The following is a 22,644-nucleotide window of genomic DNA, read 5'->3' as shown; positions in this document are numbered from 1 at the left end:
GTACGGCGTACTACGGGCGGCTGAGCGCGTCGGCGGCGCCACCACCGCCGGAGACCGTGGCCAGCCCGTCGGCGTCGGTGGCCACCGGCAGCTCGAGCAGGTGCTTGCCGAGCTGCTCCGGCTCCGGCAGCGCGACGGGGTAGACACCGTCGAAGCAGGCGCGGCAGAGCCGCTCCTTCGGCACCGTGGTGGCCTCGACCAACACATCCAGGCTGATGTACCCGAGCGAGTCGGCGCCGAGCGAGCGGCAGATCTCCTCGGTGTTCAGGCCGTTCGCGATCAGTTCCGCGCGGCTGGCGAAGTCGATGCCGTAGAAGCACGGCCACTTCACCGGCGGCGCGGTGATCCGGACGTGGATCTCCCTCGCGCCGGCTTCACGCAGCATCCGGATCACCGCGCGCTGGGTGTTGCCGCGCACGATCGTGTCGTCGACCACAACCAACCGCTTGCCCTCGATCACCTCGCGCAGCGGGTTCAGCTTGAGCCGGATGCCGAGCTGGCGGATGGTCTGACTCGGCTGGATGAACGTGCGGCCGACGTACGCGTTCTTGACCAGGCCGGACCCATACGGGATGCCGGACTCTTCGGCGTACCCGATCGCGCCCGGTACGCCGGACTCCGGGGTGGCGATGACGAGGTCGGCCTCGGCCGGGTGCTCACGCGCCAACCGGCGGCCGATCTCGACTCGGGTGGAGTGGATCCGCTGGCCGGAGATCTGAGTGTCCGGGCGGGCCAGGTAGACGAACTCGAACAGACAGCCCTTCGGGTCCGGCTCGGCGAACTTGGTCGAGCGGAGCCCCTCGGCGTCGATCGCGACGATCTCACCCGGCTCGACCTCGCGGATGAAGCTCGCGCCGACGATGTCGAGGGCCGCGGTCTCGCTGGCGATCACCCAGCCGCGCTCCAGCCGGCCCAGCACCAACGGGCGGATGCCCTGCGGGTCGCGAGCGGCGTACAGGGTGTTCTCGTCCATGAAGATCAGGCTGTAGGCGCCCTTGACCTTCGGCAGCACCTTCGCGGCGGCCTGCTCGATGGTGAGGTCCGGGTAGCCGGCGAGCATCGAGGTGAGGATGTCGGTGTCGGACGAGGCGCTGTGCTTGGCGTTCGCCTTCGCGTGCTCGACCTCGACGTCCAGGCCGAGATCGAGATCACCCTCGCCGTTCAGACTGGCGGCCAGTTCACCGGTGTTGGTCAGGTTGCCGTTGTGACCGAGCGCGATCGAGCCGGTCGCGGTGGACCGGAAGGTCGGCTGCGCGTTCGCCCAGACACTGGACCCGGTCGTCGAGTAGCGGCAGTGCCCGATCGCGATATGCCCTCGGAGCGACGCGAGCGTCGCCTCGTCGAACGCCTGACTGACCAGCCCCATGTCCTTGTAGACCAGAATCTGGCTGCCGTTACTGACCGCGATCCCCGCCGACTCCTGCCCGCGATGCTGCAAGGCGTAGAGCCCGAAATAGGTGAGCTTGGCAACCTCTTCGCCAGGAGCCCAGACCCCGAAGACGCCACACGCGTCCTGCGGCCCCAGGTCCTGAGGGTCAAGTTCATGAGTAAGCCGACCATCGCCACGAGCCACACCAGCAGTCTACGGGACGCGGACGGGTGCACCGTCCGGGCAGGTCCAGCACGCAGACTCACCCGGCGGCCACGACAACTCCTTACGACAGCCAGCACACTCCAGCTGGACCGCATTCCGGGTACGCGGCATCGGCCGCGAGCGGCGAGAGCGCTCCGAGCACAAGCGCCAAACTAGCTACTGTCAGCAACTTCTTGATCACAAGCAGCCCTTTCGAAATAATCCGACCCGACCTATTGAGTGCTCTTTGTCGACGCACTCTGTATATGGTCGGTTCCGACAAGTTCTGGAGGAGAGGGATCGTGCTCGAACCGCTGGGTGTGGACGAAGCCACCTTTGCGGTCTACCACGCCCTGCTCAGCCACCCAGACAGTACGCCGGAGCAGATTGCCGCGCTAGTAAATAGTCCATTGACCGGCGTGATCGAACTGATGGACAGGCTCCGGGACCTGGAGTTGCTGGTGCCGACCTGGACCAACCCCGACGGCGAGCACGCCGTCCATCCACGCGTAGGGCTGACCGGGCTGGCTGAACGGCGCCGTGCGGAGCTCAACAAGATGCTCGGTGAACTCAAGGAGGCCGAGGCAACAGCCGAAGTAGTCGCCGAGCAGTACAACGAGCTACTCACGTCCCGTAGCAGTGGTGACGTCGAGGTCCTCCAGGGGCGCGCGAATGCCTCTCGCCGCATCGAGGAGCTTGGTCTGAAGGCGACCGAGTCGTTCTGGGGCCTGCTGCCCGCACACGTGGACGACACGATCCTGCCGCTCGAGCGATCGCCGGATCTGCCCCTGCTCGAGCGAGGGCTGAAGATGCGGACGGTCTACCTGCAGAGTATGACCACATCGAAGCAGGCGCACGACTACGCCGCGATGATCCACCGACTCGGCGGTGAAGTGCGGGCTACCCCCACGCTTCCGATGCGTCTGCTGATCTTCGACCAGGAGATCGCGATCATGCCGATGGACCCCGAGAACCCGACGGCCGGCGCAGTCATCCACCGCACCCCCGCGGTCGTCTCCGTTGCTCTCGCCCTGTTCGACGCCTACTGGGCGCGCGCGACCGAGATGTTCGACCCGGACGAGCGCGACGACGACAGCCCCCTCACTCCGCACGAGGCTGAGGTACTGCGTCTCCTCGCCGGCGGAGCCAAGGACGAACAGGTCGCCCGCCTGCTCGGCATCTCGCTCCGCACCGCCCGCCGCATCACCGCCAACCTCTCCGAACGCCTCGATGCCGCGAGCCGCTTCGAACTCGGCGTGGCTGCTGCCAAGCGTGGCTGGGTCTAGTCCGAGGGCCGGCTTGTTCGAATCGTTAGGTCTGGCGGAGCGCACCCTCACCGTTTATCGAGCGTTGTTGCAGCGGCCAGAGCTGATCCGACGCAACAGATTGCTGGATCTTTGCACCGAACTCCAACTCAGCGCAGACGAGGCGATTGCCGAACTTGATCTGCTCCGCAAACTGGGCCTGCTTGTTCCTCGCTGGAGCGCTGCCGACGAGGAATACCCCTTGCACCCTGCTGTGGGATTCGAGCGCCTCGCCGCCAGGCGCCAACAGGCAATTGATGCCATGCTGAACACACTTCGCCACGACCAGCCGGCAGCGAGCCACTTCGTCGCGGACTACAGTGAGTTCGTCAGGCAATCGAATGTCGCGGATGTTGAGGTGCTCGAGGGCCGCGACAAGGCGTACCAACGCATGCAGCATTTCCAACCACCAAATCGGTGTGGGCAATTCTCCCACCGCCTTACGTCGCGCCATCCCATGAGCCGCACGAAAGTCCGGACATTCCATTCCTCGAGCGCGGAGTAGATGCCGCACTCTGATGGCCGAATCTGTCCTGAATATTCCGGAGGCATTTCCGCTAGCTACTCGGATTCGGCTCACAGTTCCGGACGATGCCGACCGTACCCCCGAAGTTGGTCATCTTCGATGGGGAGTCCGTGGTCTCGGGGATCGATCCTGACGACCCATCCGTTGGCGCGGTGGTGCACCACAGCCGAGCGGTAGTCAGGATGGCCCAGGAACTCTTCCTCAGCTACTGGGCCAGGGCAGTCGACCCCTTCGCCGCGCATCGGATTGAACGGCAAGGAGGTATCAACGACCAAGAGAGAGCATTTCTCGGCCTCCTCGTACAGGGCGCGACCGACGAGCAGGTTGGGCGGAAGTTGGGGGTTTCTCTGCGGACTGTTCGGCGGATAGCTGCGAAATTGAGTGAGCAGGTGGGGGCTTCGGGGCGGTTTGAGTTAGGGGTTCGGGCGGCGCAGCGTGGTGGTGGATTAGTCAGCCCCAGTCCCAGGCGCGGCGGGGTTTGCTGGATGGGCAGCACAAAATGATCTCCTCTGTGATGGGCGGCGTGAGGGACTGGCGCGCGCGGCCCATATTCCTCATCGCCGGAAGTCAAACAGAGGCGCAAGTTGGGGGTCAACGATCCGCGGTGGCCGGGGTGGGTCGTCGGCCGCAGGCGGCCAGGTCGTCGTCAACAACTATCGGCGTGGGCAAGAAACCGGACTGGACCGCTTGAAAGCCGTCCAGTCCGGAAGTGTCAACGATTGCCACAAAGGCTCAGCACGTGGTCTAGTTCGCGACTTTCCCAGGTGACAACGAAATCCCCGAGTCAGACCGTCTTGAGGGCGGCCAGGAGTTTGGTCAGGGAGTCTCGGGCGTCGCCGAACAGGAGGGTAGTTCGGGGGTCGTAGAGGAGTTCGTTCTCGATGCCGGCGAAGCCGGGGCGCATGGAGCGTTTGAGGAAGATGACTCGCTGGGCCTCGTCGGCGTTCAGGATGGGCATGCCGTAGATGGGGGCCGACGGAGTGTTGCGGGCTGCCGGGTTGACTACGTCGTTGGCACCGACGACCAGGACGACGTCGGTGGACTTGAAGTCGCCGTTGATGTCGTCCATCTCGCGGAGCTGGTCGTACGGGACCTGGGCCTCGGCCAACAGCACGTTCATGTGGCCGGGCATGCGGCCCGCGACCGGGTGGATCGCGTAGTCGACCTTGACGCCGCGGCTCTGCAGCTCCTCGACCAGGTCGCGCAGGGTGTGCTGGGCCTGGGCGACGGCGAGACCGTACCCGGGCACGATGATGACCCGGTTCGCGTACCCGAGCAGGATGGCGACGTCCTCCGCGCCACCCGAGATCACCGGCCGCTCGGACACCGTGCCGGCACCCAGCGTCGACCCGCCGCGGACGGCACCGAAGAGGATGTTGAAGACCGACCGCCCCATCGCGTCGGCCATCAGCTTGGTCAGCAACGTACCGGCCGCGCCGACCAGCGTGCCCGCCACCAGCAGCAGCGTGTTGCCGAGCACGTAACCACTCGCGGCCACCGTCAGACCGGTGAACGCGTTCAGCAGCGAGATGACGATCGGTACGTCGGCCCCGCCCACCGGCAGCACCAGCATCACACCGATCGCGAGACCGACCAGGCAGAGCAGTACGCCGACCCACACGCGCGGATCGGAGACCAGCCAGCCGGCCAGCGCGAGACCGCCGAGGATCGAGGCGATGAACAGCACCGGCAGGCCTGGGAACGTCACCGGCCGCGTGGTCATCAGCTCCTGCAGCTTGGTGAACGTCACCACCGAACCGGAGAAGCTGACCGCACCGACCAGGATCGTGAATGCCGAGGCAATCGCGGCCACCGTCGCGTCGGCGGAGACCTCGCCCAGCTCGATCAACGCGACCAGCGCCGCCGCGCCGCCGCCGACGCCGTTGAACAAGGCAACGAGCTGCGGCATGTGCGTCATCTGCACCCGCCGTGACCCGACCACGCCGCCGACCGTGCCGACCGCGAGCGCGATCAGGATCGGGGCCAGGTGGTCCGGCTTGTACGCGACGAACGTGATGATCACCGCGAGCACCGCACCCGCGGCGCCGAGCAGGTTGCCGGCCCGGGCGCTCCGCGGCGACGACAGCGCCTTCAGGGCGACGATGAAGCAGACCGCGGCGACCAGATAACCGATCTGGGCCCAGGTGGGGATCACTTGTGCAGCTCCTTCTTGCGAGCGCCCGGACCTTTGAACATCTCCAGCATCCGGTCGGTGACCACGAATCCGCCGACCATGTTCACCGTCGCCAGTACGACGGCCAGCAGCCCGACGATCACCACGATCGTCGAGTCGGCCTGCCCGGTGACGATGATGGCGCCGACCAGGATGACGCCGTGGATCGCGTTCGCCCCGGACATCAGCGGGGTGTGCAGGGTCGAGGAGACCTTGCTGATCACCTCGACCCCGACGAACGCGGCCAGCACGAAGATCGTCAGCAGCGCGATGGACTCACTCACAGGCCCTGTCCTTCTAGGAGTTCGCGGGTTGGCTCGTGCAGGACGCTGCCGTCGTGGGTGACGCAGCAGCCGCGGACGATCTCGTCGTTGAAGTCGGGGTCGAAGGCGGCATTGCGGGTCATCAGCCGGATCAGGTTGGTGAGGTTCTGACCGTAGAGCCGGCTGGCCGGTCCGGCCAGCTGGCTCGCGACGTTCGCTCCACCCCAGACCAGCGCGTTCCCGATCGTCAGTTCCGTGCCGGCCACGGATCCCTCGACGTTGCCGCCCTGCTCGGACGCCAGGTCGACCACGACCGACCCCGGCTTCATCTGCTCGACCATCGACCGCGACACCAGCATCGGCGCCGTCCGGCCGGGTACGGCGGCTGTCGTGATCAGAGCGTCCGCGGCGGCGACGTACGGCGCGAGCAGCTCGCGCTGGAGTTGAGCCCGCTCGGCCGTCATCTCGCGGGCGTATCCACCGGGGCCGTCGAGGGTGCCGAGCTCCAGTTCGATCGGTACGGCGCCCACCGAGGCGATCTCCTCAGCGGCCGCCGTCCGGACGTCGTACGCCTTGACCACCGCTCCGAGACGCTTGCAGGTCGCGATCGCCTGCAGGCCGGCCACGCCGGCGCCGAGGACGAGCACCTGGGCCGGCGGGACGGTGCCGGCCGCGGTCATGTTCAGCGGGAAGAAACGCGGCAGCCGCTCGGCCGCGACGATCGCGGCCCGGTAGCCGGCGACCAGGGCCTGGGAGGACAGCGCGTCCATCGACTGGGCCCGGGAGATCCGCGGGATGAGCTCCATCGCGAACGCGGTCAGCTTGGCCCGCGTGGCGGTCCGGACCACATCCGGCGGATTCGTCGGCAGGAACGACATCAGCGCCGTACCGGCGTGCAACCGCTGCAGGCGCTCGCGCTCGAGCGGCTGCACCGACGTCACGATGGTGGCCGCGTGGTCGGCACCCCAGGCGACCTCGGCACCGGCGTCGCGGTACTGCTCGTCGGAGAACAGTGCGCGCTCCCCGGCGGCCGGCTCGACCGCCACCTCGTAGCCGAGCTCGATGAGTTTCGCGACTTGTTCCGGCACCAGCGCGACCCGGCGCTCGGCCGGTCTGGTCTCCCGCACGACTGCGATCTTCACTCGCCGAAACCTATGCCAAACACTGGGTCGCCGGAAAGCCCGATCACGCCTGGTCTGCCAGGTTTTGAAGCAATAACGCCTCGGCGAGACAGACCTTGGCGAACTCGGCGAGGTGCAGACCTTCGTCGATGCCGTGGGCGCGGGTGTCCGGATCCTCCACGCCGGTGACCAGGATCGAGGCCTGCGGGAAGGTCTGCTGGAACTCCGCGATGAACGGGATCGAGCCGCCCATGCCCATGTCGATCGGCTCGACGCCCCACGCGGTCGCGAAAGCGGAGCGGGCCGCCTCGTACCCGGCGCCGCGGGCGTTGACGCTGCACGGCTGGCCGGTCTGCCCCTCGGTGACCGTGACCTGGGCACCCCAGGACGCGTGCGACTCGAGGTGCTCCTTCAGCGCGGCACTCGCCTTGGTCGCGTCGTCGCCCGGCGCGACCCGGAGGCTGACCTTGGCCCGCGCGACCGGCACCAGCGTGTTGCTGGCCTCCGCGACCGACGGTGCGTCGATCCCCAGTACGGCGATCGACGGGCGGGTCCACAGGCGGTCGACGAGCGAACCCGAACCGGTCAGTCGCACGGACTCCAGCACACTCGACTCAGCCCGCAGCCGATCCTCGGGATACTCCACATCCGCCGCCCGGGAGGCGTGCAACCCGTCCACTGCGACGTCACCCTTCTCGTCGTGCAGGGTGGCGAGCAGCCGGCACAGCGTCGACAGCGCATCCGGGATCGGACCGCCGAACAACCCGGAATGGACCGCGTGATCGAGCGTCCGCACCTCGACGTACGCCTCGACCAGGCCGCGCAGCGACACCGTCAGCGCCGGCCGGCCGACGTCCCAGTTACCCGAGTCGGCGATCACGATCGCGTCGGCGGCGAGCTCGTCGGAGTACTCGTCCAGCAGTTGCAGCAGAGTCGGTGAGCCGATCTCCTCCTCGCCCTCGACGAACACGGTCACGCCGACGGGCAGGTCGTTGCCGAAGGCCCGTACGGCGGCCAGGTGCGCGGCGATGCCCGCCTTGTCGTCGGCCGCGCCCCGGCCGTACAGCCGGTCGCCCCGCTCTGTCGGCTCGAACGGGTCCGACGTCCACTGCTCGACCGGTCCGGTCGGCTGGACATCGTGGTGCGCGTACAGGAGGACGGTCGGCTTCCCGGCCGGCGCGGCCTTCTTCGCGATCACGGCGGGCGCGCCGTCGTTGACCCGGACGATCTTCACCGTGAAACCCTCGGCCTCGAACAGCGCCGCGGTCGCCGCGGCGGAGCGCTGGACGTCGGCCGCACGGGCCGGTTCGTAGCTGACCGACGGGATCCGGATGAGGTCCTCGAGGTCGGCACGGACACTGGGCAGAACGCGGTCGATCGCCGCTGACAGATCGGTCATGCGCCTACCGTACGGCGTCCGTTCGCGGAGCCGACGCCCGGGAAACCCTCGCGCGTTACTCATTGGCGATCTAATCTGGAATTCTCGTAGGTTTCCGCCCAACCTCCAGAGGATCCCATCATGGCCAAACGCCCTTCAGCCATCCTCACCGCCCTCATCACGGCCGGCGCCGCGCTCACCGCCGCACTGCCGGCGCACGCCGCGATCAGCTGTGACACCGACACCACCGGAGGCTCGACGTTCTACGACGGGCCGTCCGCGTCCAAGAAGTACGACGCCCGCTTCAGCAACAGCGCGACTATCCCCAACCTGAGCACGCAGACCCCACAGGGCGCGGGCACTTGGTACAACTGGGACGGCTCCGGCAAGAACCTGCTCCTGGTCGGGTCATACCGCGACGGCGCCGACTCGCAGATCTACGGCATCGACCCGGCCACCGGCTCCACCGTCGGCGTCGTGGCGATCGCCGAGTCGCACGTCGGCGGCATCACCGTGAGCAAGGGCTGGGCGTTCGTGTCCGGCGCCGGTAGCAGCATCCGCAAGTACAGCCTGACCGCGCTGCGCGACGCCATGAAGGCAGCGGGTACGCCGTACCTCACGCAGGTGGGGACCGCGCGGGACGTGGCCGGCGCATCGTTCATCGGCAGCTACGGGGACTCGCTGTTCGCCGGCACGTTCAACGAGACGGGCCGCGGCACCATGTACGAGTACAAGATCGCCGACGACGGCACCCTGACCACGGTCGCCGGTGCGTGGGAGGTGCCGACCAAGACGCAGGGTCTGACGGTCACCGCGAATCACTTCATCTACAGCACGTCCTACGGGCGCGGGAACCGCAGCAACATCTATGTGGTGAAGCGCGGCCAGAAGGACCTCGACGCGGCGGCCTTGAGCTGCTTCCGCGCGCCGAGCATGACCGAGGGCATCACCGAGTACAACGGAACGGCGTACCTGGTCTACGAGTCCGGCTCATACCTCTACGCCTCGGACCCGGCCACCCTCAACGTCATCCCCCGCCTGCACAAGGCAACCATCTCGTCCCTGACGTCGCTCGTCCCCTAAGGCGTGTAGGCCGCCGAATCCAGTACGGCCTGACGTTCCTTCGTATCCCCGCGCACCTGAATCCGAAGCTGCGTCGTGTCGTTCACCTGCCGGTACTGCTCCACGACCGGCGGGTGGCCGTCGCAGCTGTGCTGGAAGGTGACGATCTGCACGCCGCCGGCTGTCTGACCACGATCCGCGGTGCCAGCTGTGCATCCCGGTGGTGCGCTGGCGCTGTTCGGCAGCGTTGACGAGGCGACCAGCCCGACGAAGACACCCTGGGTGTCCGAGTTGGTCTGCCACGTCGACGTGCTCGTGCTCACCACCAGCGATTTGCCGGGGTCAACCGCCTTCTGCGACCAGGACCGCGGCACATCGACCGACAGGTGATCGGTCGTCACCTGCACTGGGCGAGTCAGGACGTAGCGGTACCCGCCGTAGCCTCCAGCGGCCGCCAGCAGGAGCGCGACGAGAACGGCGATCACCCGGGAGCGAGCAGACCGCTTCGGTCGGGTGGCGACGGTCGACTGGTTGGACCTGGGCGGCTGGGTCGGCTCGGCCGCACTTGCTGGCTGACCAGCGTCCGTCAACTGGCTCACGCTGGTCGGCTCGGCCGCGCTTGTTGGCTGGCTGGCTCCGGACAGGGCCGTCGCCTGATCGACGGCACCGGTCGCGGGGACCGGTGTGGGCATCTCGTCGGCCGGGACCAGCCCGGGTGGGACCTTCCCGGTGGTGTGGGCTTCCCGCAACGCGTTGAGGAAGCTGTCCAGGTCCGGCCAGCGCTTGTCCCGGTTCGGCTCGAGAGCCCGTCGTACGACGACGTCGATCGCGTCCGGGACGTCCTCGCGCAGTGTGGTCATCGACGGGGGTGGCTTCTCGATCTGCATCACCGCACCGAGGCTGGCCACGCCGTGCGGCGCCTGTCCGGTGAAGGCGGCGTACGCGACCGCTCCGAGCGAGTACAGGTCCGCACGCTGGTCCAGCCGCTCTCCGAGCACCTGCTCGGGCGCGACGTACGCCGGAGTGCCGCCAGGCAACGTGATCCGGGAGACCTCGGCCAGCGACTTGCCCAGACCGAGGTCGGACAGCATCGCCCGGTCGCCGGCCGGATCGGTGTGGAACAGCACGTTGGCCGGCTTCACGTCGCGGTGCAGGACGCCGCGGGCATGCAGGTGCTTCAGCCCTCGGCCGACCTGGGTGATGATGCGCACGACCTCGGCGAACTCCATCGGCCCGGCCTTGATCCGGTCCGCGAGCGTGCCGCCGTCGGCGTACGTGAGGACCATGAACGGGCGGCCGTCGTCGGCCTCGCCGATGTCGTGCACGCCGACGACGTACAGCGAGTCGACCTTGCGGAGGAACCGCCCCTCGGCCAGGAACCGGCGCCGTACGTCGTCGTCCTCGATCCAGTTCTCGGACAGGATCTTGACCGCGACCTCGGCGTCCAGTTGCTCGTCGCGGGCCAGCCAAACGGTCGCGAAACCCCCGGCACCCACCCGGCGGACCAGGGAGTACCGGCCGATCCGCGGTGGCTGGTCCATGGCGCAATTATGCTCGATCGCTCCTGCGACTCGCTCGCCGGAGCAAACAATCGGGCGTCTTGGTGCGTCACACGGGGATGGATATGGAACGAGTCGCAGCGCGAAAGCGGCCGCCGGTGGCTGTGGTCCTCCGAACCGCTGCTGCTCGGGTCATGACGTTAGGAGTCCGCTGATGCGGCAGAAGTACGGGGCGCTGATCGCCCTCGTCGCAGCCGTCGCCGTGGCCGCCATCGCCACCGGCGGAGCCCTCGCCTACCGCCAGGGCCCCCAGGACAACGCCCTGGCCAACGCCGCCCCCCTCTCCGGAACGCCGTCCCCCACCCCGACGCCGACTCCGACTCCGACCGCAACCCCTTCGAGCTCCCCGACGCCGAAGCCCGCCGCCACCAAGTCCGGTCCGCTCAAGACCAAGGTCGAGCTCGCCAAACTGACCCAGGGCCGTGCCCCGCAGGTCACCTACCTGTCCGGCCGCACGGTCCGCGGTGGAGCCGGCCGCGACGTGAAGGTTCCGGGCACGGAGGACATCCAGGACGTCGCCCGCCTGAACCAGTCGGTGCTGGCCGTCGTCAGCAAGGGCACCGACACCGAGATGCTGACGATCGACGACTTCAGCGGAAAGGTGCTCCGGCACACCCCGGACGTCACCAGGATCGTGACGACCGAGGACGGCCGGGCTGCCGCCTATGTCGCCCTGCGCAGATCCGCGGAGAGTGACTCGACGCCGGGCGCCGTCATCTACGCGGAGCAGGAATCGGTCCAGAAGCTCACCCTGCCGGACGTCTGGGACCCTGTTCCGCTCGGCTACGTCGACGGCAAGGTCTACTTCCGGGCCGAGTCCGCCCAGGGCGCGCTCACCTGGACCCTGTACGAGTGGGCACCGGGTGCCTCGAAGGCGACCGCGATCAAGACCGTGCCGAAGGCGACCGCCTTGACCGGCGACGGCAAGCTCGCCGCGTCGCTGAGCAATCTGACCGACTACAACAGCTGCTCCACCGTCGTCGAGGTCGCGACCGCCACGCGGCTCTGGCGTACCTGTGACTATCAGATCCACGGCTTCACCCTCGACGGCTCGACCGCCTTCGGCGGTCCTTTCTACGAGGACGGGTACGGCAGCGGCGTCGCATCGGCCTTGGACGCCAAGACGGGCGCCCTGCTGCACGAGTGGTCCGGGATCTTCCGGCAGACGGTCCCTGAAGACGACCAGCACCTGCTGATCCTGGCCGACGACGGCGAAGAGACCCCCGCCTCGATCATCCGCTGCACGATCCCGACCGGCACCTGCGAACTCGCCACGCCGCTGGCCAACGGCAATCTGCTCATCGGCAGTTGATCTGCCGTGAGCAGATGCCCCTGTGATGCAAGGGGTTTGAGGGCAGACTGACGCCATGGAGCGGATAGCGGTGCTGGCAGATGTGCATGGCGTGTTGCCGGCGTTGGAGGCCGTGCTGGCCGAGGAGGACGTGCTGGCGGCCGATGTGATCGTGCTGGCGGGGGACATCGCCAGCGGGCCGCAGCCGGTGGAGACCTTGGACTTGCTCACGGAGTTGGGTGAGCGGGTGGTGTGGGTTCGGGGGAACGCCGACCGGGAGCTGGTGGAGATGGCTCGGGGTGCGTTCGACCGCGAGGCGCCGGATGCGGTGAGTCCCTGGGCCGCTGAGCAGTTGCGGGCGGACCAGGTGGAGTTGCTGGCTGGGTTGCCGACCACGGTGACGATCGGGGACACGGTGTTCTGCCATGCGACGCCGCGCGACGACGAGGAGATGGTGCTGGTGGACAGCCCGATCTCCCGCTGGGCCACGGTGTTCGACGGAGTGCCTGCAGACATCCGGACAATCGTCTGCGGGCACACGCACATGCCGTTCGCCCGGCAGGTCGATCGGCGGCTGGTGGTCAACGCCGGCAGTGTCGGCATGCCGTACGGCGCTCCCGGGCCGAGCTGGGCTCTGCTGACTCCGGATGGCGTGCAGCTGCGGCGTGCACCACTCGACGCGGTGAAGGCTGCGGAACGCATCGTTGCCGAGTCGGCGTTCCCGGATCGCCGCGCCTGGGTGGACGAGTATCTGCTGAACACCTACTCCGACACCGAGGCCTTGGACGCGTTCAGACCACGTGCGGAGGGTTGAACAGCTACCGTCGAGGCATGTTCGCGCGGCGGCGGAAGCATTTCGGGACTCCGGCTGACAAGGCGACGTATGCGACCCTGCATACCGCCTCGCTGGCCACGCCGCACCTGCGCGAGGGTCTGACGCCCGCAGCGGCGGGTAAGGCGAGCCGCCACCTCAGAGACCTCCTCGGTACGGCGGCCATCGCGATCTGCGACTCCTCCGGCGTACTGGCATGGGACGGCATCGGCGGACCCTACGAGAGCAATCACCGTGGTGATGCGAAGGCCATCGCGGCCCCAACACTGCGGTCCGGACGTACGGCGGTGCTCGGCGCACATGACGTGGCCTGTGGCGATCCGCAATGCCCGATCCGTACGGCGGTGGTCGCGCCGATCGTCACCGAGGAGCGAGTGGTCGCCGTACTGGTCGCGTACAGCATCCGCACGTCGGCCGCACTGGTCAGAGCGACTGAAGAGGTCGCCCGCTGGGTCTCGGGCCAGGTAGAGCTGGCGGAGCTCAACAAGGAACGTACTCGCGCCATGGAGGCCGAGCTGCGCGCACTGCGGGCGCAGATCAGCCCGCATTTCATCTACAACGCCCTGGCCGCGATCGCGTCGTTCGTCCGGACCGATCCGGAGCGGGCGCGTGAGCTGTTGCTCGAGTTCGCGGACTTCTCCCGGTATGCGCTGCGGCGCGGCGGTGAGTTCACCACACTGTCCGACGAGCTGCGCAACGTGGAGCGCTATCTGGTGCTGGAGCAGGCCAGATTCGGCGACCGGCTCAAGGTGTCGCTGCTGATCGCGCCCGAGGTTCTTCCCGTGGTCGTCCCGTTCCTGGTCGTGCAGCCGCTGGTCGAGAACGCCGTACGGCACGGCCTGGAAGGCACAACCGGCGTCGGCCGGATCACGATCCACGCGCGGGATCGGATCAACGAGGCGGAGATCAGCGTCGAGGACGACGGCGCCGGCAGCGACCCCGAGGTGATCCGGGCCGCGCTGTCCGGCGAGTCCGGCAGCGACTCGGTCGGCCTCGGTAACGTCGACGCCCGGCTGCGGCAGGTGTACGGAGACGCGTACGGCCTGGTCGTGGAGACCGCCGTCGACGCAGGCACCAAGGTGACTTTCCGGGTGCCCAAATACTCCTCAGGGGTGCACGCTTCGCCGTAGGGTGACGCCATGGCCGACACTCCGCTGCGCGCGCTGGTCGCGGACGACGAGGAGCCCGCCCTGGCCGAACTGGTGTACCTGCTCGAGCGCGACCCCCGGATCGGCCAGATCAAGACGGCGTCGAACGGACCGGACGCGCTGAAGATCCTGCACGAGACAGACCTGGACGTCGTGTTCTGCGACATCAAGATGCCGGGCCTCGATGGCATCGACCTGGCCCGGGTGCTGTCCAAGTTCCGCCAGCCGCACCCGCAGATCGTCTTCGTCACCGCGTACGACGAACACGCGGTGGCCGCGTTCGACCTCCAGGCGGCCGACTACGTGATGAAGCCGGTCCGGGCCGAGCGGCTGGCCGAGGCTGTTCGCCGGGTCGTCACCGCGGGCGCACCGGCCGCGCTGCAGACACCCGAGGAGACCGAGGACGCGACGATCCCGGTCGAACTGGCCGGCGTGACCCGATGGGTGAAGCGCTCGTCGGTCCGGTACGTCGAGGCGCAAGGGGACTACGCCCGCCTGCACACCGGGCAGAACTCACACCTGGTCCGGATCCCGCTCAGCACACTGGAGGAACGCTGGCGCGACGCCGGCTTCACCCGGATCCACCGCAGCACGCTGGTCGCCCTCGCCCACGTGGACGAGATGCGCGTCGACGGCGGCCGGTGCGCCGTCCGCGTCGGCGGCGACTGGCTCCCGGTCAGCCGCCGCCATACCCGTGAACTCCGCGACCTCCTGGTCCGCTCGACCGCCCTGCGCGGATGACGTGAGGCGGATGACATGAGTACGGCGGAAGGCCCGCGACGGGTCCGGGTCACGAGCCCGCGGACCAGCGCCGCCCGCCGGCCCATCATCCCGACCGGTACGCGCGAGATCGACGAGCAGACCCGGCTCGGCGAGATCTACATGCACTCACTGATCCAGTCCCAGCTACGACTTGCGCTCGCCGTCATCGGCGGCGTCCTCCTCGTCCTCGGCAGCATCCCGTTGCTGTTCTGGCTGGTCCCGCCGACCCGCACGCTGTCCGTCCTCGGCCTGCCGTTGCCCTGGGTGCTGCTCGGCATCGCGATCTATCCCGTGGTTTATGGCGCCGCCCGCATCTATGTCCGCAACGCCGAGCGGATCGAGGCGGAGTTCACCGAGTTCGTCGGGAGGCAGTAATGCCTGCCCCGTCGGGAGGCACTAAATGTCTGCCGCGATGAGCGTGACCGCGATCGGATTGGTGATCGTGGCAACGATCGGGATCGGCCTGTTCGGGCTGCGGATCTCGCGGACCACCAGCGACTTCTACGTCGCCAGCCGCGCGGTCACCCCGCGCTGGAACGCATCCGCGATCAGTGGCGAGTACCTATCGGCGGCGTCGTTCCTCGGTGTCGCGGGCCTCGTGCTGGTGAACGGCGCCGACATGCTGTGGTTCTCGGTCGGGTACACCGTCGGCTATCTGATGCTGCTCGTGCTGGTCGCCGCCCCGCTGCGCCGCTCGGGCGCCTACACGTTGCCCGACTTCGCCGAGACCCGCTTCGAATCCCCGCTCGTCCGCCGGATCTGCTCCGGCCTGGTCGTCGGCATCGGCACGCTCTACCTGCTGCCCCAGTTGCACGGAGCTGGACTGGCCGTGCAGACCGTCACGGGCGCACCGCCCTACGTCGGGGCTGCGATCGTCGCGGTAATCGTGGTGATGAACGTCGCCGCCGGCGGCATGCGCTCGATCACGTTCGTGCAGGCCTTCCAGTACTGGCTGAAACTCACCGCGCTCGCCACGCCGATCTTCGTGATCCTGATCGTCTGGCACCAACCGGTCGGCGTGCTGGACTCCTTGCACGGCGCGGCGGCGCAATGGGCCGAGCCGCTGTCCCGGGCCGGCGGTCGCGACCATCCGCTGTACGCGACATATTCGTTGCTCTTGGCCCTTTGTTTCGGGACGATGGGCCTTCCGCACGTGCTCGTGCGGTTCTACACCAACCCGGATGGACGGGCAGCACGCCGTACGACGGTCGTCGTCCTGGCGCTCCTCGGGTTCTTCTACTTGTTCCCACCCATGTACGCCGTCCTCGGCCGATCGTTCGCGCCTGACCTGGTGAGCAGTGGCGCGGACACCGTCGTACTCAAGCTGCCCGGGCTCGTTTTGCCTGGTACAGCAGGGGATTTGCTCGGTGCGCTGGTTGCGGCGGGGGCGTTCGCGGCGTTCCTTTCGACGTCGTCCGGGCTGACGGTCGCAATCGCCGGAGTGATCGACCAGGACCTGTTGCGGAGCCGGTTGCATCGGTGGACCGGTGGGGACTATGTGGCGGTGAACAGCTTCCGGATCGCGGCGCTGCTGGCGATGACCGTGCCGTACCTGGCGTTCACGGTGACCGGTGCGTTGAGTCTCGCGGACACTGTCGGACTCGCGTTCGCCGTGGCCGCGTCGACGTTCTGTCCGCTGCTGGTGCTGGGGATCTGGTGGCGCCGGATGTCGACGACCGGTGCGGCGGCCGGGCTGGTCGTCGGCGGGATCGCCGCGAGCGCGGCGGCCCTGGTGAACGTGGTCGGCGCACCGCACGGCGGCTGGCCGCGGGCGCTGGTCGGCCAGCCGGCAGCGTGGACGATGCCGCTCGCGTTCCTCACCGTGATCGTGGTCTCGAAGCTCACCCCGGACCGCATCCCGGCCGGCACCGCCCGCAGCATGGTCCGCCTCCACACCCCCGAAGCAGTCGACGTTGATCGAGGCCTTCCCACCCGATGAGACCGCTCGTCGTGTGATTCCTACCGCTTGGCGCAACCGAGTGATCCACCGGCCGACTGGTCTGCTCCGCTGAGCGCTCGTTGCGTGTGGGTGCTGTCGGTGCGACGTGACCGGGACCACAGTACGAGCAGCAGCAGCCCCTGCCGGTCAAGCCGCCCGGCCTCATCCCCCGTCTGGAGGTCACGCGATGAGTGATACGCGCGATCCGGACCTGACGACGTACCGAGATGTCCAGTTGTCCCCGGACTTCTCCGAATTGCGTCGCCGGTTCCGCAACTTCGTGTTCCCGATGACCGGACTGTTCCTGGTCTGGTACTTCGTCTACGTCCTGCTCGCCGCCTATGCGCACGACTTCATGTCGCACAAGGTCGCCGGCAACATCACCGTGGCCCTGTTGTTCGGGCTCGGCCAGTTCGTGTCGACATTCGCCATCACGCTGATCTACGTCCGCTGGGCCGACCGCCGGCTCGACCCGGACGCCGAGAAGCTGCGCCACCAGATCGAGGGAGCCGAGCAGTGACCGCCCCATTGATGTTGCCGCTGGCAACCGACATCGGCAATCCGACCGTCAACATCATCATCTTCGCGCTGTTCGTGGTCGCCACCTTGGCGATCGTGCTCCGGGCGTCGCGGAACAACAAGACCGCGGCCGACTACTACGCCGGCGGCCGGTCCTTCACCGGCCCGCAGAACGGCATGGCGATCTCCGGCGACTACCTGTCCGCCGCGTCGTTCCTAGGCATCGCCGGCGCGATCGCCCTGAACGGGTACGACGGTTTCCTGTACTCGATCGGCTTCCTGGTGGCGTGGCTGGTGGCCCTGTTGCTGGTCGCCGAACTGATCCGGAACACCGGCCGCTTCACGATGGCCGACGTCCTGTCGTTCCGGCTCAAGGAGCGACCGGTCCGGATGGCCGCCGCGATCTCGACCCTCGGCGTCTGCTTCTTCTACCTGCTGGCGCAGATGGCCGGCGCCGGGGGTCTGGTCGCCCTGCTGCTCGGTGTCTCCGGACGGACCGGACAGAGCATCGTGATCGCCGTGGTCGGCGCGATCATGATCACCTACGTGCTGGTCGGCGGCATGAAGGGCACCACCTGGGTGCAGATCATCAAGGCCGTCCTACTGGTGGTCGGCGCCGGTATCATGACGATCTGGGTGCTGGCGAAGTACACCTTCAATCTGTCCAGCCTGCTCGGTGCGGCCGTGGACAACAGCCCGGCGGCCGGCGAGAAGCTCCTGCACCCGGGTCTCCAGTACGGCGCAACGGGGATCAGCAAGCTGGACTTCATCTCACTGGCGCTCGCGCTGGTGCTCGGTACGGCGGGCCTGCCGCACGTGCTGATGCGGTTCTACACGGTGCCGAACTCCAAGGAGGCCCGGCGCAGCGTCAGCTGGGCGATCTGGATCATCGGCATCTTCTACCTGTTCACCCTGGTGCTCGGGTACGGCGCCGCCGCGATCGTCGGCCCGGACCGGATCAAGGCCGCGCCGGGCAAGGCGAACTCGGCCGCACCACTGCTCGCGTTCGAGCTCGGCGGTGAGCTGCTGCTCGGTGTCATCTCCGCAGTCGCCTTCGCCACCATCCTGGCGGTCGTGGCCGGCCTGACGATCACCGCGAGTACGTCGTTCGCCCATGACATCTACGGCTCGATCATCAAGAAGGGCCAGATCAGCGGGGACGGCGAGGTCCGGGTGGCCCGCTACACCGCGGTGGTGATCGGCCTGGTCGCGATCGTCGGCGGCATCTTCGCCAACGGCCAGAACATCGCCTTCCTGGTGGCGCTCGCGTTCGCGGTCGCGGCCAGTGCGAACCTGCCGACCATTCTGTACTCGCTGTTCTGGCGGCGGTTCACCACCCGCGGCGCGCTGTGGAGCATCTACGGCGGTCTGAGCTCGGCGATCATCCTGATCGCATTCAGCCCGGTCGTCTCCGGCAAGGTGGACGCGAAGACCCACGCCAGCCTGTCGATGATCACCGACACCTCGATCGACTTCCACTGGTTCCCGCTGGACAACCCCGGCATCGTCTCGATCCCGCTGGCCTTCTTCCTCGGCTGGCTCGGGACGGTCACCAGCAAGGAGCCGGTGGACGTCGACAAGTTCGCCGAGATGGAGGTCCGCTCCCTCACCGGCGCGGGCGCCGAGAAGGCGGTGCAGCACTAGACCTGTCAGGCAGGCCCTGCTGACTCGACGCGAACCTGCCTGACAGCCCCGCCCCGAGAGACGGACCCGGCCCCCGCCGGGTCCGTCTCTCGTTCAAACAACAAGCAACTACAAGCAAAGCCGAGATACATCCAGCCGGGATCCGTGGACCGGTCCGGCGCTCGTCCCCCGATCCCCCCAGCCCACCGCGCAACCTCGGGGGATATCGAGCTCTCCTGACGTATCCGTGGGTGGTTGGTTCGCCTCCTTCGCGTCCCGGGCAGCCGGCCGCGTTGTGTCGGTTGCCGCCGGGGTGGGGAGGATCTCGTCCCGGACCGGGTGGGCAGATCCTCCCCAGCCTGACCCTGGACGGCCCGCGGGTCTCGACCTGGGCGGACGTGGCGCACTCACTAACCCGGTCCGTCAGCCACCGAGTGCACGCGGCCGAGCGTGGCAGCTCTGGCATCGCGTTGCTGTGAGTGGTGCAGGTCCGGCCAGCGTCCCGGCATCACCCAACCCCGCCACCACCGCCGGGCCGCGTATGGCGGACTCCCAGGCCATCACAATCACCCAGACGCTGCGATAGCCCGCGGGAGTCCGTCGTCCTCGCCTCGTTGTGATGGCCTGGCGGTCCGGCCGGACAGCAAGGGACCTGGGACACCATGTCGAGGCCTGGGACAGGTTGTGAGGTGTACCAGGTCCCGACATGGTGTCCACGCCCCCGCCGCCAGACCGCACCCCGACGATGGGCCGGATATCCGTGCGTGGATTGGGTTCCCCGCTGGTGTGCGCGGAGAGAACCCACAACAGCAGCGGATAACCCATGACCTGAACGCCATCCCGGGGTGTCGGACTGGTCAGCATCCACGGATCCGCGTTCAGGCAGGTGGTGGCGCAGGCTCTCATTCATCTGAAGCATCGGTCCACGCAACAGTGAGCTGTTTGGGAACAACGCCTGCCTCGCGCAACTCCGCCTTCTCGAGAGGAATACCACGGAGAGTCGCTATGGCCTGCGCGGGCAACACGCCTTCGATGTATCCGGTGATCGCCCGGGCCGGCAATCGCTGGGGTGCAGGCGCCGCCAACCGGCAGTCCGTCTCGTGCTGTCAGCGGGCCTCGAGGGTGGGCCAGAGGGCGAAGAAGGCGTCGCGGGAGCGGGTGCCGCGGAGTTCCTCGGCGGCATGCAGGCGGCCGAAGGTGAAGGAGTTGCCACCCTCGAGGTAGACCTCGACGGCCAGTTGGCGCAGGAGGTCGCGCGACACGACGCTGTCCTGGTGTTCGCCGAGAACCTCCTGGACTTCCTCGGCGCGGGCGGCGAGGGAAGCGGCATCGTCCCCCAGGACGGGTACGGCGGACTCGGCGGCGTACCGGAGTCGCTTGGCAGCCTTGCGGACCTCGTGGAGTTCGTGGTCCTGCTCGGCGCTGGTCTCGGCCGACTCGGCGCGGCGGACGGCCTTGCGCAGGCGCCGCCGGTCGTGGTCGACGAGCTCGGGAAGCTGCTTGGCGGCCTTGCGATCGTCGTCGGTCAGCGGCGGCTTGGCGATCAGCTCGTCCAGCACGTCGAGCAGCCGAAAGTAGCGCTCGCTCTCCAGCGCGGCCAGCGCGCCCGCCCGGCCGGCCTTGTAGACCCCGCGCAGATGGTCGTCGATGCGGCCGGCCACGCGGCCCATCACCAGTTCGACCGGCTGCTCGGCGACCTCCGCCGCGAAATGCTCACGCTGAACCTCGGCGTCTCGCGCTGCTCCGAGCTCACCCGCCAGCCACTTCAGCTCGACGCGGATCAGGTGCCCGGCCGCACGATCCACGACCGGCCGGTACGTCGCCAGTGCCGACCGCAGTCGTCGCGTCGCCACCCGGAACTTGTGGATCGAGTCCGGGACATCCCGCCGTACCTCGGGGTCGCGTTCGCGGATCGCCTGCACCTGGGCACCGGCGTACGCGCGGAACAGGTCCGAGGTCCTGGGCTTCTTCGGCAGCTCCAACGACTCAGGCGGCGGTACGCGGTCGCCGAGCGCCCGTGCGAGCTTGCTCGGACCCACGGCCGGCTGAGCGCCCGCGGACCGCAGCAGCTCGCCCGCGGCCTCCAGGAACGCGTGGTCCCCGTTGACGAGCTCGACCTCCCACTCCCGCCAGCTCTCGGGCTCGCCACCATCGACGGTCGCGGTGACGCGGTCGTCGGCGAACTCGGCGAGCACCTCGCCGGCCTCGTCCAGGACGCGATGCACGACGCGCTTGGTGTTCAGCGCGACGACGGGCACGAGCTCCTGCTCCCGGACATGCACCCGCACCGAGCGGACGACCGCGACCGGGACCTTGCGAACCGCCCGCCCGAGCGGATGGTGGACCTCCAGCCGCTCGCCGTTCGACTTGGGGAACTTCACGTGCCAGCCGTCGTCCTCGCCGCCGGTGCGCCGACGCAAGGTCACCTTGTTCGCAGCCAGGTCCAGCCCGGCGGTGTCGAAGTACACGGCCTCCAGCTCGAGCTTGACCGGTCGCGACACCCTCGCGACACCGGGGAGATCGCGCAACGTCGGCAGCCGTGCGCTCTCGTCGACGTCGTACTTGGTCTCGATCTCCAGCTGTTCGGTCGGAGGCATACGTACTGTTTACCAGGCATTCATGAACTGGTCAGCTACGTGCGCGCAGGTCGGCGATGAGGCGCTCCATGTCCCGGTCCGGCACGCCGTTGGGTGACGTCGGCCGGAGTTGCCGCCGCTGGTTGCGGTTGAGCCCCCGCCAGATCAGTACGACGAGGGCCAGCAACGTGATCATGTCCGTCCCACCGCCTTGAAGAACGTGTAGTGAAAGGTGCCGCCGGAAGCCGCGGCCTTCTCCAGGTCACGGATCCCCGCCGCCCACTCGGCCGGGGTGCGCATCCCGGCGGCGATGGCGCGTTCGCGGACCGACTCGACCATCGCGATGAAGGTCTTGCGGGTGAAGCCGTCGACCAGGTGCGGCAGCGTCTCGTCGGCGTACACGGTGCACGGCCGGGCGCGGACGTCGTCGTACCCGGCGTTCTTGAGCAACGGTTGCAGGCGCCGGCCGATCAGCGCGTCGCCGCCGGTCTCGGCCTGGAGGTCGCTGAGGCAGTCGATCACCGCTTGCGCCGCCGTACTGCGCGGGTGGAAGAAGGCTGAGCCGTGGTCGCCCTCGATGACGGTGATCGTGCCGCCGGGCTTCAGCAGGCGGCGCAGTCCGGTGAGCGCGGCGTGCGGGTCCGGCAGGTGCTCGAGGACGAAGCAGAGGAAGACGTGGTCGAACTCCTCCGCGGGCAGGTCGTGCAGGTCCGCGTGCCGCCAGTCGACTCGGGCGTCCGGTGCGATGGCAGCGACCCGGGCCTTGGCTCGCGCGAGTGATTCCTCGGAGATTTCGACGGAGACGAGATCGATGCCGGGGCTGCGGGTCACCAGTTGCACCGTCTGTGCGCCGACCCCGCAGCCCGCCTCGAGGACGCGGCTCCCGGCCGGGTAGCTGGTGCCGTCGTGGAGAAGATCGGCCAGGGTCTGCGCCTGGTCCGTCAGCCGGCGGGTCTCCGCCGGCGTGTAGCCGTGCACGTAGTCGGTTCCCATAA

At 68.2% G+C, this 22,644-nt stretch carries 20 protein-coding genes; 10 read left to right on the top strand and 10 right to left on the bottom strand.

Annotation, left to right across the window (positions count from 1 at the left end; all coding sequences use genetic code 11):
• Positions 1 to 10: 10 nt before the first annotated feature.
• Positions 11 to 1,573, bottom strand: a complete 1,563-nt coding sequence (gene purF, locus OG555_RS16470) for an amidophosphoribosyltransferase (RefSeq protein WP_329483768.1) — start codon at positions 1,571 to 1,573, stop codon at positions 11 to 13.
• A gap of 302 nt (positions 1,574 to 1,875) precedes the next feature.
• Here purF and OG555_RS16465 point away from each other — a divergent pair, with 302 nt between their 5' ends.
• Positions 1,876 to 2,859, top strand: a complete 984-nt coding sequence (locus tag OG555_RS16465) for a helix-turn-helix transcriptional regulator (RefSeq protein WP_329483767.1) — start codon at positions 1,876 to 1,878, stop codon at positions 2,857 to 2,859.
• Positions 2,860 to 2,884: 25 nt separating this feature from the next.
• Here OG555_RS16465 and OG555_RS16460 read toward each other — a convergent pair whose 3' ends face one another.
• From OG555_RS16460 to OG555_RS16440, 5 genes are all read right to left on the bottom strand, one after another.
• Positions 2,885 to 3,331, bottom strand: coding sequence for a hypothetical protein (locus OG555_RS16460; RefSeq protein ID WP_329483766.1), 447 nt, complete (start codon positions 3,329 to 3,331; stop codon positions 2,885 to 2,887).
• A gap of 856 nt (positions 3,332 to 4,187) precedes the next feature.
• Positions 4,188 to 5,558 carry an NAD(P)(+) transhydrogenase (Re/Si-specific) subunit beta gene (locus OG555_RS16455; protein WP_329483765.1) on the bottom strand — a complete coding sequence of 457 codons (1,371 nt, stop codon included), beginning with the start codon at positions 5,556 to 5,558 and terminating at the stop codon, positions 4,188 to 4,190.
• Entirely contained in the window at positions 5,555 to 5,860 is a 306-nt protein-coding gene (locus OG555_RS16450) for an NAD(P) transhydrogenase subunit alpha (RefSeq protein WP_328525458.1), read from the bottom strand. Before OG555_RS16450 ends, OG555_RS16455 begins: the two co-directional genes overlap by 4 nt.
• Positions 5,857 to 6,981 (bottom strand): NAD(P) transhydrogenase subunit alpha, encoded by a 1,125-nt coding sequence (locus OG555_RS16445; RefSeq protein ID WP_329483764.1) that lies wholly within the window; start codon positions 6,979 to 6,981, stop codon positions 5,857 to 5,859. Before OG555_RS16445 ends, OG555_RS16450 begins: the two co-directional genes overlap by 4 nt.
• A 43-nt stretch (positions 6,982 to 7,024) precedes the next feature.
• On the bottom strand, positions 7,025 to 8,359 hold the full coding sequence (locus OG555_RS16440; RefSeq protein WP_329483763.1) for a dipeptidase: 1,335 nt from the start codon (positions 8,357 to 8,359) through the stop codon (positions 7,025 to 7,027).
• A gap of 120 nt (positions 8,360 to 8,479) precedes the next feature.
• Here OG555_RS16440 and OG555_RS16435 point away from each other — a divergent pair, with 120 nt between their 5' ends.
• Positions 8,480 to 9,421, top strand: coding sequence for a hypothetical protein (locus OG555_RS16435; protein ID WP_329483762.1), 942 nt, complete (start codon positions 8,480 to 8,482; stop codon positions 9,419 to 9,421).
• Here OG555_RS16435 and OG555_RS16430 read toward each other — a convergent pair.
• Positions 9,418 to 10,941 carry a serine/threonine-protein kinase gene (locus OG555_RS16430; RefSeq protein ID WP_329483761.1) on the bottom strand — a complete coding sequence of 508 codons (1,524 nt, stop codon included), beginning with the start codon at positions 10,939 to 10,941 and terminating at the stop codon, positions 9,418 to 9,420. The genes OG555_RS16435 and OG555_RS16430 overlap by 4 nt on opposite strands.
• A gap of 172 nt (positions 10,942 to 11,113) precedes the next feature.
• Here OG555_RS16430 and OG555_RS16425 point away from each other — a divergent pair, with 172 nt between their 5' ends.
• From OG555_RS16425 to OG555_RS16390, 8 genes are all read left to right on the top strand, one after another.
• Complete coding sequence (locus OG555_RS16425; RefSeq protein ID WP_329483760.1) at positions 11,114 to 12,271, top strand: hypothetical protein; 1,158 nt, start codon at positions 11,114 to 11,116, stop codon at positions 12,269 to 12,271.
• 55 nt (positions 12,272 to 12,326) lie between these two features.
• A complete protein-coding gene (locus OG555_RS16420) occupies positions 12,327 to 13,064 on the top strand; it encodes a metallophosphoesterase family protein (RefSeq protein WP_329483759.1) in 738 nt (245 codons plus the stop codon).
• 17 nt (positions 13,065 to 13,081) lie between these two features.
• Positions 13,082 to 14,212: a histidine kinase gene (locus OG555_RS16415; RefSeq protein WP_329483758.1), complete on the top strand. Its 1,131-nt coding sequence runs from the start codon at positions 13,082 to 13,084 to the stop codon at positions 14,210 to 14,212.
• A gap of 9 nt (positions 14,213 to 14,221) precedes the next feature.
• Positions 14,222 to 14,971: a LytR/AlgR family response regulator transcription factor gene (locus OG555_RS16410; RefSeq protein ID WP_329483757.1), complete on the top strand. Its 750-nt coding sequence runs from the start codon at positions 14,222 to 14,224 to the stop codon at positions 14,969 to 14,971.
• A 15-nt stretch (positions 14,972 to 14,986) separates the two neighbouring features.
• Entirely contained in the window at positions 14,987 to 15,367 is a 381-nt protein-coding gene (locus OG555_RS16405; protein WP_329483756.1) for a hypothetical protein, read from the top strand.
• A gap of 25 nt (positions 15,368 to 15,392) precedes the next feature.
• Complete coding sequence (locus tag OG555_RS16400) at positions 15,393 to 16,931, top strand: sodium/solute symporter (RefSeq protein ID WP_329483755.1); 1,539 nt, start codon at positions 15,393 to 15,395, stop codon at positions 16,929 to 16,931.
• Between the two features lie 187 nt (positions 16,932 to 17,118).
• Entirely contained in the window at positions 17,119 to 17,451 is a 333-nt protein-coding gene (locus tag OG555_RS16395; protein ID WP_329483754.1) for a DUF485 domain-containing protein, read from the top strand.
• 11 nt (positions 17,452 to 17,462) lie between these two features.
• The gene (locus OG555_RS16390) at positions 17,463 to 19,094 is read left to right on the top strand and encodes a solute symporter family protein (protein ID WP_329484834.1); all 1,632 of its coding nucleotides are present in this window, start codon (positions 17,463 to 17,465) and stop codon (positions 19,092 to 19,094) included.
• A 1,085-nt stretch (positions 19,095 to 20,179) separates the two neighbouring features.
• Here OG555_RS16390 and OG555_RS16385 read toward each other — a convergent pair.
• The 3 genes from OG555_RS16385 to OG555_RS16375 are packed head-to-tail and all read right to left on the bottom strand — an operon-like array spanning position 20,180 to position 22,642.
• The gene (locus OG555_RS16385) at positions 20,180 to 21,670 is read right to left on the bottom strand and encodes a CYTH and CHAD domain-containing protein (RefSeq protein WP_329483753.1); all 1,491 of its coding nucleotides are present in this window, start codon (positions 21,668 to 21,670) and stop codon (positions 20,180 to 20,182) included.
• Between the two features lie 31 nt (positions 21,671 to 21,701).
• Entirely contained in the window at positions 21,702 to 21,845 is a 144-nt protein-coding gene (locus OG555_RS16380; protein WP_329483752.1) for a hypothetical protein, read from the bottom strand.
• A complete protein-coding gene (locus OG555_RS16375; RefSeq protein ID WP_329483751.1) occupies positions 21,842 to 22,642 on the bottom strand; it encodes a methyltransferase in 801 nt (266 codons plus the stop codon). Before OG555_RS16375 ends, OG555_RS16380 begins: the two co-directional genes overlap by 4 nt.
• Positions 22,643 to 22,644 lie beyond the last annotated feature (2 nt).

It is taken from the genome of Kribbella sp. NBC_01484, from assembly GCF_036227145.1.
In the GTDB taxonomy this organism is placed as follows: domain Bacteria; phylum Actinomycetota; class Actinomycetes; order Propionibacteriales; family Kribbellaceae; genus Kribbella.
This window is presented reverse-complemented; position numbering and strand designations above follow the sequence as displayed.